12 protein-coding genes and 1 pseudogene are annotated in these 12,581 nt (G+C 68.3%); 4 read left to right on the top strand and 9 right to left on the bottom strand.

The features are described from left to right. Positions 1–168: 168 nt before the first annotated feature. The 3 genes and pseudogenes from VF106_RS24760 to VF106_RS24750 all read left to right on the top strand — a co-directional run. A pseudogene (locus VF106_RS24760) lies at positions 169–522 on the top strand (hypothetical protein); the annotation flags it as partial. 5 nt (positions 523–527) lie between these two features. Beyond that, positions 528–836, top strand: a complete 309-nt coding sequence (locus VF106_RS24755) for a type VII secretion target (protein WP_330842211.1) — start codon at positions 528–530, stop codon at positions 834–836. After that, on the top strand, positions 833–2,218 hold the full coding sequence (locus VF106_RS24750; protein WP_330842210.1) for a hypothetical protein: 1,386 nt from the start codon (positions 833–835) through the stop codon (positions 2,216–2,218). Before VF106_RS24755 ends, VF106_RS24750 begins: the two co-directional genes overlap by 4 nt. A gap of 10 nt (positions 2,219–2,228) precedes the next feature. Here VF106_RS24750 and VF106_RS24745 read toward each other — a convergent pair whose 3' ends face one another. Further along, positions 2,229–3,761 carry a serine/threonine-protein kinase gene (locus tag VF106_RS24745; RefSeq protein WP_330842209.1) on the bottom strand — a complete coding sequence of 511 codons (1,533 nt, stop codon included), beginning with the start codon at positions 3,759–3,761 and terminating at the stop codon, positions 2,229–2,231. Positions 3,762–3,818: 57 nt separating this feature from the next. Here VF106_RS24745 and VF106_RS24740 point away from each other — a divergent pair, with 57 nt between their 5' ends. Beyond that, complete coding sequence (locus VF106_RS24740; protein ID WP_414639054.1) at positions 3,819–4,595, top strand: APH(3'') family aminoglycoside O-phosphotransferase; 777 nt, start codon at positions 3,819–3,821, stop codon at positions 4,593–4,595. Here VF106_RS24740 and VF106_RS24735 read toward each other — a convergent pair. Genes VF106_RS24735 through VF106_RS24700 form a run of 8 tightly spaced genes read right to left on the bottom strand, consistent with a single transcriptional unit; the run spans position 4,582 to position 12,563 of the window. Continuing rightward, positions 4,582–5,010 (bottom strand): cyclodeaminase/cyclohydrolase family protein, encoded by a 429-nt coding sequence (locus VF106_RS24735; protein ID WP_330842207.1) that lies wholly within the window; start codon positions 5,008–5,010, stop codon positions 4,582–4,584. The genes VF106_RS24740 and VF106_RS24735 overlap by 14 nt on opposite strands. Beyond that, positions 5,007–6,698 carry a formate--tetrahydrofolate ligase gene (locus VF106_RS24730; protein ID WP_330842206.1) on the bottom strand — a complete coding sequence of 564 codons (1,692 nt, stop codon included), beginning with the start codon at positions 6,696–6,698 and terminating at the stop codon, positions 5,007–5,009. The genes VF106_RS24735 and VF106_RS24730 overlap by 4 nt, the downstream gene beginning before the upstream one ends. Before the next feature lie 44 nt (positions 6,699–6,742). Then, complete coding sequence (locus VF106_RS24725; protein WP_330842205.1) at positions 6,743–7,819, bottom strand: hypothetical protein; 1,077 nt, start codon at positions 7,817–7,819, stop codon at positions 6,743–6,745. Next, positions 7,819–8,580 carry an NAD-dependent epimerase/dehydratase family protein gene (locus VF106_RS24720; protein ID WP_330842204.1) on the bottom strand — a complete coding sequence of 254 codons (762 nt, stop codon included), beginning with the start codon at positions 8,578–8,580 and terminating at the stop codon, positions 7,819–7,821. The genes VF106_RS24725 and VF106_RS24720 overlap by 1 nt, the downstream gene beginning before the upstream one ends. After that, positions 8,577–9,398, bottom strand: coding sequence for an ABC transporter permease (locus tag VF106_RS24715; protein WP_330842203.1), 822 nt, complete (start codon positions 9,396–9,398; stop codon positions 8,577–8,579). The genes VF106_RS24720 and VF106_RS24715 overlap by 4 nt, the downstream gene beginning before the upstream one ends. After that, positions 9,395–10,306 carry an ABC transporter permease gene (locus tag VF106_RS24710; protein ID WP_330842202.1) on the bottom strand — a complete coding sequence of 304 codons (912 nt, stop codon included), beginning with the start codon at positions 10,304–10,306 and terminating at the stop codon, positions 9,395–9,397. The genes VF106_RS24715 and VF106_RS24710 overlap by 4 nt, the downstream gene beginning before the upstream one ends. Beyond that, a complete protein-coding gene (locus VF106_RS24705; RefSeq protein ID WP_414639058.1) occupies positions 10,303–11,334 on the bottom strand; it encodes an ABC transporter ATP-binding protein in 1,032 nt (343 codons plus the stop codon). Before VF106_RS24705 ends, VF106_RS24710 begins: the two co-directional genes overlap by 4 nt. 17 nt (positions 11,335–11,351) lie before the next feature. Continuing rightward, entirely contained in the window at positions 11,352–12,563 is a 1,212-nt protein-coding gene (locus VF106_RS24700) for an extracellular solute-binding protein (RefSeq protein ID WP_330842200.1), read from the bottom strand. Between the last annotated feature and the right edge of the window lie 18 nt (positions 12,564–12,581).

The raw sequence follows: 12,581 nt of genomic DNA, 5'->3' as shown, positions 1-12,581 counted from the left end.
TCTCCCTACGGGAGAGGAGGGCCCTAGTGACCGACCCACACAGCCTGATCGACGACCTGGACCGCCGCGCCGCCGAGGCCCTGCGACAGGCGGAGACCGCCAAAGCCGAGATAGCAGCACTGGCCGGCACGGCGACCAGCGAGGACGGCGCGGCAAACGGTAACCGTCAACGCGACGGGCGCCCTGGTCAACGTGTCGTTCGGCCGAGCAGCGGACAGCCTGCCAAAGGAACGCCTGGCCGAGGCGATCATGTCAGCGGCACGACGAGCACAGGCGACCGCCGCGAAGCGCGTCACCGAGGTGATGACCCCGCTGATAGGCACAGACAGCGAGGCCATGCGGATGCTCCGCGAGCAACTGCCCTCGCCAGATGAACCGTCCGCGCCACAGAAACACCGCCCGGTGACGGTCTACAACGAGGAGCGAGAGGCAGTAGCGCGGCCGTCCCGTCCCACACCCCGGTCCGCGACGGAGGAAAGCGACTACGACCAACGCACCGTGCTCAAGAAGGGCCGGAGGTGACCGTCGTGCCCGACGGATTCGACGTCGATCCCGACAGCCTGAACAAGCACTCGAAGGACCTCCACGACTTCGCCGAACAGATCCGGGGCGCGAGGGCAACCGCCGGCGACACGACGAGAGCGTTCGGGCTCATCGGTGTGACGTGGTCATGGGCGCTGAACAACTGGTACCACGACGCCAACGGGTTCGCCGACAGCGCAGCGAACGCCGCCGACCGAGTGGGCGACGAACTCGCCAACATGGCCCGGGAGTACGAACAGGCGAACCAGACAGCGACAAGCAACATGCAACAGATCACCGGTGACCTGTCATGAGCAACCCGATCGAAGCTCAGAATCGCGAGAACGACGGCTTCCGCAATCACGAGGGTGCCAGTTGGTTCGAGGGTGCGGGGCTGACCGGCGGTGCGGCGAACGCCATCGAGAACTGGCAACGAGGCGACGCCTCTGGTGTCCTGATCGAAGCCGCCGGAGTCGGTCTCGACTCCCTGGGAGTCATCGCCAGCCCGTGGAAGAGCTTGGGCGCCGCCGGTATCGGTTGGCTGTTGGAGCACGTCGGCTTTCTCAACGACTTCCTGTCCGCCTTGGCCGGCGATCCGGGAATGGTGGCTGACCAGGCGCAGACCTGGACCAACATCGGTGATCAGGTCACGGCCCGGGTGGAAGAGCTGCGTCAGTCGGTCAGCCGTATGGCTGCCGGGCAGCAGGGCGGTGCTGTGACGGCGTACAACAACGCGGTCGAACAGTTCGCCGCAGTGGTGGCGGACAGCGCGTTTCATGCGTACTCGGCCGCGAACGCCGCCCATGCCGCTGGGACACTCGTCGGAACGACTCGAGCTTTGTTGCGTGACTGGTTCGCCGAGTGGTCGGTTGACCGGGTGACGAAGTGGATCGCCGCGTCCGCGCTGACGCCGGTGACGTTTGGCGGCGCGCAGGCAGCGTTCATCACCGACTCCGTCATCTCCAGCGCACGGTTGGCCAGCCGTGCATCGGGCGAGCTGCGCACCCTTGCCCGGCAACTGGATGAGTTGGCTGCAGGAGCGGCTTCGTCTGGTGATGCTCTCAAGCAGGCAGCGCGGGCCCTCGACGACGCGGCGGGTGGGCAGGGAATCTCCTGGGTGACCAGGCAGATCGCCAACGCGCCGGGCATGACGAAGGCGTCCCGTTTCGCCGACGAGGGCGCGTTGGCCCGCCGGACCCAGGACCTCGGCGGCACGGCCAGGAAGCACGTCGACGACCTGGCCGACGCCCAGACGGACGTGGGTACAGCCGCCGCGCAACGCGCCACGACCGGGAAGAAGATCAGCGAACGGGGAGCACCGGGCACCCAACCCCAGAAGAACGCCGCGCACGGCCAAGCCAAGCGGCGGCACACCTCGGCACAAGCCAGGGTCGACCAGAACACCGGCGCGTTGGTGGACATCGCCCACCAAGCACAGAAGCTCGCCGACGACGTCGACCAGCTGCACAAGAAGGTGGCCGCGGACAAGATCACGGCGGCAGCGGGGCACGGGGGAACGAAGTTTGGGAAGGAATTCATCGTCCAGGGCAGTAACCAGGACCAGCGGGCCGCGAAGGCTGAGCAAGGTTACCGTGACCAACAGGCGCTGCTGAACGACGAGCAGAAGTCCGTCGAGGAACCACCTCGGGACTCACCACGGGAAACCTGGCACGTGCGTGGCACGCTCGAAGGTTGATCTTCGGAAGTCACGCGGCAGGACGTAGGTTGCGATATGCGACGCTGCCGGCGATGGTCGCCACCAGCAACGTGGCGACATCGACGCGGATGACCCCGGCGATGACGATTCCCATCCAGCCGAAGGCCAGACAACCACGCATACTGATGGCGGCGACCACCACAGTCAGGAAACAGAAGAGCGCTGTGAAGGTCTTCGCGTCGGGAAACAGTTTTCGGGCCGCTGCCAGCGCCCCTGCTCCCAGGATGATCCCCAACAGTTCGCCAACATCGCTGATGTGGCCACTGGAAACGGTGATGACGTCGATGTCCAGCCCAATCAGGGTGTTCAGTGCCCAGAGCACGACCGGTGAGGCTGAGAGGAGCGCGAGGACAGTCCACACGGGCGCCCTGGTGCGCGGGCGCCCGATGAACAGCAGTAGCACGGCGCAGACAACACCCATGGTGGGGCCGATGGTCGCCCATACGATCGGTCCGTAGAACCGGGCGTCCTGCTCTGACCCAACCGTTGCGCCAAGCGTCAGGTAGTTCGGGAGCCCGGCGACGTCCACGCCGCCGAACGCCAGTTTTCCGGCCACCCAGCCAGCGAACGCGGCAGTGGCGAGGATCAGAGCGCCGTCCCCGAGCCGTTTGCGCCGCTGGGCTCGGCGTTGGTTGGCGTCATCGGCACGCTGTTCGGCTTCCTCGGCGAGTTCGGCCCTACTTCTCGGCCTCTTCCGGATGAACCTTGGCTCGCTCGGTTCGTTATGCTTCGACGTTCGGTAGCCCGGCCAGCCATTGATGCTGTCGCGAGCCCGCCGCAACCACCCGTCCATCGCGGGCGCGGCATCGATCTGTGTGATGAGATCCGCAATCTCATCGACCTCGTCACGCGCAACGTTGTGCACTTCGGAATGCCAGCACGTGGCGACCGATCCCTTGATCATTTTCAACAGCTCTGCCGCACTCGGCCGCTTGGCAGCCGGTGCCGTACACGCCGCCACTATCCGGCGGACGGGGCCTGGAAGTGGGCGTTCGCTGGCGCTCTCCAGCAGAACACCGAGCGCGTGCACGTCGTCAGCCGGCGTGCACGCGCCCGCGGCACGGGCGGTACCGACGTCGATCAGCAGCGTGCCGGTCCCGGTGAGGCGCACGACAGCCGGGGTGAGCTCACCGTGCGCCAGCCCGTTCCCATGCAGCTTCTTGAGCGCCCGCGCCAGTCCGGTTGCCAGCCAGAGCAGGTGGTATGCCGAGAACGGACGGCGCTTGGCCAGAAACTCCCGCAGTGACGCACTGGGGACATACTCGACGGCTGCCCACGGCACCGGCGCGTCCGCGTCTCCTTCCACCACTGGTCGAACGCGGGGGTCTCGTTCTGCGAGGTCCTTCCGCAGCCGGTCGCGGAAACCGTCTCCCTCGGCGACGTGCGTGTGCACCAGCTTGATCAGAAACACGTCGGTGTCCCGCTGGCCGAGCATCACCCGCCCGGTCTCGTCCTCGCCCAGTTCCGCGAGCAGCCGAAACTGTCCTGCTGTGCGCGGGTCCTGCTCCCCCAAAGGCCGCATGAGTCACAAGGATGGCATGCGGAACGATTCGAGCGGGTGTGCCCCGCCGGCCCTAGAATGATCTTCATGTCGGGATATGGCCGGGTCGGGTGGGAGGCGGTGACCAGCGGCGAGTCGGGCGCTCTCGTCTTTCGCAGTGCCGATGGTTCCCGCTACGCCAAACACGTGCCGGCCGGACGGCAAGATCTCCTGGCGCAGGAACGGAACCGCGTCGAGTGGCTCGGTGCCACCGGTATCCCCGGCCCCACCGTGCTCGACTGGCACGCCGACGACGACGGCGCGTACCTGGTGACCAGCGCCGTGCGCGGCACGCCCGCCGACACCGTGTCGGCGTCAGCGCTCCACAAGGCATGGCCGTCCATCACGGAGGCCGTGCGCGCCTTGCACGCGCTTCCCCCGGAACAATGCCCGTTCAGCCGGGACCTGGCCCGGATGCTCGCCCTCGCCGAGGATGTCGTCGGCCGTGGCGCGGTCAACCCGGAGTTCTTGCCGGCCGAGCAGCAGGAAACGCCGCCGGAGGAGCTGCTCGCTCGGCTCGCCGCGCAGGTCGGCGAGCGGCTGGAGCAGGAAGACACCGTTGTCTGCCACGGCGATCTCTGCCTGCCCAACATCATCCTCGATCCGGACACAGTGGACTTCGCCGGTTTCGTCGACCTCGGCCGGCTCGGCACGGCGGACCGGTACGCCGACATCGCCCTACTTCTCGCCAACGCCAGGGAAACCTGGGGTGACGACACCGCCGCGGACGAGGCGTTCGCCCGCGGCTACGGCATTACGCTCGACGCCGGTCGGCAGCGGTTCTACCTTCATCTCGACCCGCTCACCTGGGGCTAGTGTTGATCTCCACGAGCACCCCGGCGGCGCGGCCGGCGGCTTCCGCGACCAGCTCGGCCACGCGTGCGTCGCCGACGAGGCGTGGGTTGCCGTTCTCCACCAAGCCGTGCGCCAGCACCGCGACCTCCGCCGCGACCGACGCGATCTCGCGGGGCACCTCCGTCGCGACCCGCATGGCCTCCTGTCGGGCGGCACCCCGGGCCGCGAGCACGGCCCGGTAGGCCTTCGCGTCGTCGGACGCCAGTTGGACCAGGCGGGCACGGAGCTCGTCGCCCGCCGTGGCCACGTCCTCCGACGCGCTGAACCGGGCCGCCATCGACACCAGTGCGGCGGCCGACGCCGCGGTCATCGCGGCCACCGCACCGCCGCCCGGAGCCGGGGTGCGTGCCGCCACCTCGTCCAAAAAGGACTTCACGACAGGCCGACGATCTCGCCGTTCGGGTCCAGGTCGATCCGGGTCGCGGCCGGGGACGCGCCGAGGCCGGGCATCGTCCGCATGTCGCCGCAGATCGGGTACACGAAACCGGCGCCCACGGACGCACGCACCTCCCGCACCGGCAGTGTCCAGCCGGTCGGGGCACCCAGCAGCTTCGGGTCTGACGAGATCGACAGGTGGGTCTTCGCCATGCAGATCGGCAGCTCGCCGAAACCGTTGCGTTCGAAGCGGTCCAGCTGCCGCCGCGCCGCCGGCGTGTACGAGACGCCGTCCGCGCCGTACACGCGCGTCGCGATCGTCTCGATCTTCTCGCGCAGCGGCGCCGACGACGGGTACAGCAGCTGGAACTCGCTCTTCTCCTCGGCGGCCTCGGCGACCGCCTCGGCCAGTTCGACCGCGCCCGCGCCGCCCTCGGAGAAGTGGTTGCTCACCGCGACCCTCGCCCCGAGCGACTCCGCGATCTCCCTGATCACCTCGTGCTCCGAGGCGAAATCACCGGGGAAGGCGTTGATCGCGACGACCGGCGAGACGCCGTGCATGCGGATGTTCTCGATCTGCTTGCGCAGGTTCGCCGCGCCGGCGTGCACGTCGTCCGGGTTCTCCGCGAGCAGCTCCGGCGGCAGCGGCTTACCGGCGACGATCTTGAACTTGCCCGAGTGCGCCTTCAACGCACGCACGGTCGCCACCAGCACCGCCGCGTCCGGCGCCTCGCCGGAGACCCGGCACTTGATGTTGAAGAACCGCTCGGCGCCCATGTCCGCGCCGAACCCGGCCTCCGTGATGAGGTAGTCGCCGGTGCGCAGCCCGATCAGGTCCGCGACCACGGACGAGTTGCCGGTCGCGATGTTCCCGAATGGTCCACAGTGGACGAGAACGGGTGTGTTCTCCAGTGTCTGCATGAGGTTCGGCTTGATCGCCTCGCGCAGGAGCACGGTCATCGCGCCGGCGGTCTCCAGTTCCTCCGCGGTGACGGGCTCACCACCCGAGGTGTAGCCGACCACGATCCGGCCCAGCCGCTCACGCAGGTCCTCGATGCCGGTGGTCAGCGCAAGCGCGGCCATCACCTCGGACGCCGCCGTGATGTCGAACCCGGTCTGCCGGGTGACCCCGTCGGCCTTGCCGCCGAGCCCGATCACGATGTTGCGCAGGGCGCGGTCGTTCATGTCGAGCACGCGACGCCAGGAGATGTCGTCGAGCCCGAGCGCGTTGCCCTGGTGGAGGTGGTTGTCGACCATCGCCGCGAGCAGGTTGTGGGCCGAGGTGACGGCGTGCATGTCGCCGGTGAGGTGCAGGTTCAGCAACTCCATCGGCACGACCTGGCTGTACCCGCCGCCCGCCGCGCCGCCCTTGATGCCGAGCGTCGGACCCATCGACGGCTGCCGGACGGCGACGGTCGCCTGCTTGCCGATGTGCTTGAAACCCTGCCCGAGCCCGACCGTCGTCGTGGTCTTCCCCTCGCCGAGCGGTGTCGGCGTGATGGCGCTGACCAGGACGTACTTGGCTCGCGGCGCGCCGGAGAGCTCCTCGACCGCCGCCAACCCGATCTTCATGACGTCCCGCCCGTACGGCTCGAGGAGGTGCGGCGGCAACCCCATGTCGCCTGCGATGTCCTCGATGGGCTTGAGCTTCGCGCCGCGCGCGATCTCCAGATCGGTCGGGAAGGCCATGAACACTCCTCGGGGTCTCCGGTGTCAGTGCCCAGTCAACCAGTTCAGCCACCTCCGGCGGCGCGGACCATCTCCCCGACGAACGTCTGGCGCCAGCTCGGCGCCAACCCCAGGTGATAGATCGCCAGGCCGGTGGCACCCACCGCCGTCAGGCGCTGGACATAGTCCGCCAGCCCCTCGTCCGCCTGCAGGACGGTCACGTACGCGTCCACCGGGCGACCGGTCGCCACCGCCGCCTCCACCACAGGGGCGCTGTTCAGCGGCCACGCCGGCACCACCAGGGCCGACACGTCCGGGCCGGTGGTCGGAGTCAGGCCGGGGGACGCGCCCGTCACCCACGGATCGGGGTGCGCGTGCAGCGTCACCGGCACCGACAGGCCGGCCAGGACCTCCGCGCGAAGCAGGTCGGTGGCCGCGTGGCGGACCGCCAGCAGCTCGTCCGCGAACGGGACGTCGCCGGACGTACGCACTGCCTCACGCAACGTGGACAGCACCCACGCCGGGTCGAGGCCGCGTGCGGACCAGGCCTGCTGGCAGGCGTCACAGCAACACACGGAAAGCCACCGCTGCGCCGTCGGGGTCCACGCGCCGTCGGTCTTCTCGTGGTGTGACAGGTGGGTGAGGCCCAGCTGCCCGCACGCCTCCAGCGACACCGCGTCGGCGCCCTCCGCCGCCTCCGCGGCCAGGGTCGCGGCGTACTCGCGGACCTCCGGCCGCGACGGGCACAGCGCGTACGGGTATCGATCGCCGAAGCAGTTCACCACCGCCACGTCCGGGAACTCCGTGCCCAGCCTGGTGTTGTGGGTCAGCACGACCCACGCCGACACCTCCAGTCCCGCCGCACGCAGGACCGCGGCCGCCTCGCCGAAGGAGTCCGGTGTGGACACCCAGTCGGGTGTGCCTGGCCGCAGGCGCCTGCGCCGCCACACGGACTCCCGCACCGGCCGGTACAGCGCCGCGTACCGTGCTTCCACGAGCTGGTGCGACGGGTGCAGCGGGGTCGCGGCACGCGTCGAGTGATAGGCGGCGGCCAGCGCCACGGTCGCCAGCCCCTCGGTGCGCGCGAGGAAACCCGGATCCCCCAACACATCCCACGGGTAGGCGTGACCGGTGAGTCGCATCAGCCGCCCAACTCCCCGGCACAGAACTCCTGACCACCGAGGTATGTGCGGTCCACTTCGGACGCTGGCGTGACATCGTCGGCGTACTTCTCCGAGTCATCCTCCGGTTCATAGCCCAGCGCACGCGCCGCGTCGAGCGAGTACACGCCGCGCGTGTTGGCCGACGCGCCCCACACCACGTGGAAACCCTTTGTCGTGAAGGCGACCTCCAGCAGGCGGGCGCAGTCGTCCGGGGACAGCCACGTGCCGAGGTGCCGCTCCGTCAACGGCCGTTCCAGGCACGTTCCAATGCGGACACACACCACGCCCAGCCCGAACCGGTCGTGGTACAGGCTGCCCAGTGCCTCCCCCGCCACCTTGCTGACCCCGTAGAACGTGTCCGGGCGCGGGAACAGGTAGTCCGTCGCCCCGGAAACCGGGTGGAAGCCGACCGCGTGGTTGCTGCTCGCGAAGACCACGCGTGGCACACCGGCCTGGCGGGCCGCCTCCAGCACGCAGTACGTGCCGTTGATGTTGGTCTCGAGCATGTCCGCCCACGGCGCCTCGCGGCTGTGGCCGCCGAGGTGGACGATCGCGTCGACCCCGTCACAGGCAGCGAGCATGGCCTCGGGATCGGTGACCGACGCCGTGATCACCTCGACGCCCTCGCCCGGCGGCACCTCGACAACGTCCAGCAGCCGCAGCACCCGTCCCGGCCGGGCGAGTCGTGGGCGCAGCAATGTGCCCATGCCGCCGGCGGCACCGGTGATCAGGACAATCACCTTGTCGGCTCCTTCAGTCTGGTGACGAGCTGGGTCGGGTTCACGAACCGTAGCGCGATCACCAGGAGGACTGCCATTGATCCGGTGTAGATCACGGCCATCGCGTCCACCGCCTGCTGGGCGCGGATGCCCGCGGAGAACATGGCCTCGTACAGGGACACGACCAGCGTCTGGCTGCCCGGTCCAGCCGTGAGGAACGTCAGTTCGAACATGCCGACCGTGCGCACCAGCACCAGGATCGACGCGGCGAGGATGCCGGGCACGAGCAGCGGCGCGAGCACCCGGCCGAACACGGCGGTCGTCCGCGCACCGCACATCCGCGCCGCCGCCTCGATCTTCGGGTCGATCTGTTCGATGAACGGGGTCATCGTGAGGATCACGAACGGCACCGACGGCACCAGGTTCGCGAGGACCACCCCGGTGATACTGCCCGCGAGGCCGAACTTGTACAGCACGGTCGCGAGTGGAATGCCGTACGTCATGGGCGGCAACAGGATCGGCAGCAGGAACAGCACGTTCACGAGCGGTTTGCCGGGAAACCTGCGCCGTGCCAACGCGTACGCTGCCGGCACACCGATCAGCACGGACAGCACCACGACCGCGAGCGACACCTGCAACGTCACCAGGAGCACGTCGAGCAGGTTCATCTCCCGCCATGCCGTGGCATACCACGACGTGGTCAACCCGGCCGGCCACCACGTGCCGAACCACTGTGTGGAGAAGGAGTTCACCACCACCGCGACGACCATGGCGAACACATTGATCAGGAAGAACGCGACCGCACCCCACACGAGCCACTTCCCGAGGGACAACTTCATCCCTTGCCTCCCGTCGCGCCCCGGTACAAAGTGGACCGCCAGACCAGCACGAGACCGATCACCACGAGCATGACGAGTGCCATGAGCATCGCGATGGCCGAGCCGAGCGGGTAGTCGAGGTCGCGGAACGCGGCCTCGTACGCGGCGATCGACATCACCCGGGTCTCCCCCTGCGGCAGCCCGACGAGGTACGCCGACGGGAACACCGAGAACGCGAGCACGAAGGTCAGGCAGAACGTGATCGCGAGGCCAGGCGCGAGCAGCGGAAGAGTGATGTGGCGGAAGCGTTTGCGCCAGTCCGCGCCCAGCGTGGCCGCCGCCTGCTCGAGCGTCGGGTCGATGCCGGACAGGTACGACAGCGTGAGCAGGAACGCGAACGGGAACCCGCTGATGATCAGCGAGAGCAGCACGCCGGTGTAGTTGTGCACGAGACTGGCGGGCTCGTCCGCGCCGAACAGCGACAGGACCTTGTTGAACCAGCCGGTCGGGTCGAGGTAGCGGATCAGGCCCTCGGCGGTGAGCACCGTCCCGAGGGTGATCGGGAGCACGAACGCGGTGGTGAGGAACCGCTTGCCGCGGACTCGCCCGCGCATCCGGTACGCGATCGGGACCGACGCCAGCACGTTGATCAGCGCCGCGGGCAGCGCGAGTCGCAACGTGATCCAGATCGTGTCGAACAGGTAGGAGTCGGAGAAGAACTTGGCGTAGTTCGCGAACGGACCGCCGCCCTCGGTCGGCTGGAACGACAGCTGCAGTCCATAGAGGACCGGGTAGACGAACAGCACGACGACGAACAGCAGAGCAGGGACGAGCAGGAGCAGGGTCCGGTCGAGCCCACGCTCGGCAAGCCGATGCTTGAGGCTGGGCTTCTCAGGGGTGGCAACGGGCTTCTCCAGTGTCGCCGTCATGGCTCGAACACCAGGACCCGCTCGCGTGGCACGCGGAACAGCACCGAGTCGCCCGGCGCGAGCCGGCTCTCGGTTCGCACGTGAAGTGCCTCCCCGTTGGGTAGTCGGGCTTCCACCGCCTGCTCGCGGCCGTGGTACTCCACGACCTCCACCGACGCTCGCAGTGTGTTCTCGCCCTCCTCGGTCGCCACGTGGACGTCGGTCGGCCGGAACGCCGCCACCGCCGCACCGGACGAGAGCTCGTCCCGGTTCACCCCGGTCAGCGAGAACCCTTCCCCGTCAACCGAAACCGACGAGTCGGCCGAAGAGGACACCGTGACCGGCAGCAGGTTGCGGTAGCCCATGAACCCGGCGACGTACCGGTTCGCCGGGTGCGCGTACACCTCCTCCGGCGAGCCGATCTGCTGCACCAACCCGTCCCGCAACACCACGAGCCGGTCGGCGAGCGCGAGCGCCTCCTCCTGGTCGTGTGTCACGTAGACGGTGGTGAGCCCGAGCGACTGGTGCAGTCGGCGGATCTCGGTCCGCATCTCGATGCGCAACGCGGCATCCAGGTTGGACAGCGGCTCGTCCATCAGCACCAGCGGCGGTTCCAGCACGATCGCCCGCGCGATCGCCACCCGCTGCTGTTGCCCGCCCGACAGCTGCGCGGGGAACTTCCGCGCGTGGTCGGTCAACTGGACGAGACTCAGCGCCTCGTCGACCCGCCGCTCCCGCTCGGCCCTGGCGATCTTCCGCATGGACAGTCCGAACGCGACGTTGCGGCGCACGGACATGTGCGGGAACAACGCGTAGTTCTGGAACACCATGCCGAACCCACGCCGCTCGGGCGGAAGCGTGTCGATCCGCTTGCCATCCATGAGGATCTGCCCACCGGTCAGCGGGAGCAGTCCGGCGAGGCAGTTCAGCGCGGTCGACTTCCCGCACCCGGACGGGCCGAGCAGGGCGACGAACTCGCCGCCCTTGATCGTCAGGTCCAGGTCGCGCAGGGCGACGGTGTCACCGAACGCCCTGCGCACCCGATCAATGTGCAGTTCCGCAAAATTCACTGTGTCTTCCCGCTACCGATCTCCCGGTCCCACATCTGGAACGCGGCCACCTGCTGCTCCGCCGGGAGCGACGTCTCCTGCGGGTTGTCCTCGATCAGCTTGTCGAACTCCTTGGGGCGGAACTTCTCGATGACGTCCTGCGACGCCTGCGGCGCCATGTCCAGCGTCACGTCCTTGACCGCCGGGCCAGGGTAGAAGTAGCCGTTGTCGTAAGCCTTCGCCTGCTGCTCGGGCCGCAGCATCCACTTGATCAGCGCGAGGTTCGCCGACAGCACGTCCTCCGAGACGCCGCGCGGGATCACGGCGTAGTGCGCGTCGGTGACCCAGTGGAAACCCTTGAGCGTGGTGGTCTTCATGTGCTCCGGCACCGTGCCAAGCACCCGAGGGTTGATGTACCACCCCGTGGTCGAGGCGATCATGTTGGCCGTGCCGTTGGCCAGGTTGGTCATGGTCGCGGTCGTGCCAGTCGGGTAGTAGTCGATGTACTGGCCCAGTTCCTTGAGGAACGCCCACGTCTTGTCCCAGCCGTTCACCGGGTCCTTGGGATCCTTGTCCTTCAACAGGTACGGCAGTCCCATGAGGAACGTCCGACCGGGACCGGAGTTCGCCGGCACCGCGTACTGGAACTTGCCCGGGTTGGCCTTCGCCCACTCCAACAGGTCGTCGGTGGTCTTCGGCACGTCCTTGACGACGTTCGGGTCGTACTCGAGCAACGGGCCCGACGGGTAGAAGGTGACCGTGACTCCCTGCCCCTGCGCCAACTCCTGCATCTTGGCGGCGGCCGGCAGGTAGTTCTCCTCCAACTTGGGGAACTTGGACCCGAAGTCCGGCAACAGCTTCAGCACCAGCTCCTGCTCGATCACCGCCGAGAGGCCGTCGGTGCCGGTGAGCACGAGGTGCGTCTGCGACTGACCACCCTGCTGCTCGGCCTGCAGCTTGCCCGGCATCTCCGGCGCGGTCGCCTTGGTGTAGTTGACCTTGCTGACGATGTCGGGGTTCTCGGCGACGAACTCGTCGATCATGCCCTGTGTCAGCTGCAGGTTGCCGGCCACGTCGAGGATGTTCAGCTCGACCGGCTGCGACGGCTTGTCCGGCACGTTGCTGGTCTCGACCGTCGCCGGGGCCTTGGTGGTCTCCGGTGCCCCGCATGCCAGCGCGGCGACCAGCACCAACGCCAACCCGAAGGCCGACCTCGTTGTCCTGCGCATGCGTTCCCTCCGCCTTGG

Origin of the sequence: Actinophytocola sp., from assembly GCF_036378875.1 — a bacterium.
GTDB lineage: Bacteria > Actinomycetota > Actinomycetes > Mycobacteriales > Pseudonocardiaceae > Actinophytocola.
This window is presented reverse-complemented; position numbering and strand designations above follow the sequence as displayed.

Coding starts and splice junctions, on each gene's coding strand:
- VF106_RS24725 (WP_330842205.1), bottom strand. CDS start 7,819: ATGCGACTCACCGGTCACGCCTACCCGTGGGATGTGTTGGGGGATCCG.
- VF106_RS24745 (WP_330842209.1), bottom strand. CDS start 3,761: ATGCGGCCTTTGGGGGAGCAGGACCCGCGCACAGCAGGACAGTTTCGG.
- VF106_RS24715 (WP_330842203.1), bottom strand. CDS start 9,398: ATGAAGTTGTCCCTCGGGAAGTGGCTCGTGTGGGGTGCGGTCGCGTTC.
- VF106_RS24740 (WP_414639054.1), top strand. CDS start 3,819: ATGATCTTCATGTCGGGATATGGCCGGGTCGGGTGGGAGGCGGTGACC.
- VF106_RS24750 (WP_330842210.1), top strand. CDS start 833: ATGAGCAACCCGATCGAAGCTCAGAATCGCGAGAACGACGGCTTCCGC.
- VF106_RS24700 (WP_330842200.1), bottom strand. CDS start 12,563: ATGCGCAGGACAACGAGGTCGGCCTTCGGGTTGGCGTTGGTGCTGGTC.
- VF106_RS24710 (WP_330842202.1), bottom strand. CDS start 10,306: ATGACGGCGACACTGGAGAAGCCCGTTGCCACCCCTGAGAAGCCCAGC.
- VF106_RS24730 (WP_330842206.1), bottom strand. CDS start 6,698: ATGGCCTTCCCGACCGATCTGGAGATCGCGCGCGGCGCGAAGCTCAAG.